Here is a 213-nt window from a genome sequence, read left to right as displayed (position 1 = left end):
CGTCACCTTCAGCGTGGAGTCTGGTAAAGCAGCGCTGACCAGCAGCACCGCGACCACCAATGCGTCGGGCGTGGCCAGCATGACACTGACCAGCACCCAGGCAGGCAGCAGCACCTTGAAAGCCAGCATCAACGGCAGCGAGCGCACTGTGGACACCACGTTTGTGGCGGATGCCGGTACGGCTGAAATCGCCGCGGGCAGCCTGATTGTTCT

General features: G+C 62.9%; 1 protein-coding gene. It reads left to right on the top strand.

What is annotated here, in order from left to right:
• Positions 1-13: 13 nt before the first annotated feature.
• The coding region (locus tag PVZ80_RS33890; protein ID WP_443201008.1) for an Ig-like domain-containing protein at positions 14-213 on the top strand (200 nt) is incomplete at its 3' end.

It is taken from the genome of Pseudomonas sp. B3G-3 (genome assembly GCF_028640915.1).
In the GTDB taxonomy this organism is placed as follows: Bacteria; Pseudomonadota; Gammaproteobacteria; order Pseudomonadales; family Pseudomonadaceae; genus Aquipseudomonas; species Aquipseudomonas chlororaphis_I.
This window is presented reverse-complemented; position numbering and strand designations above follow the sequence as displayed.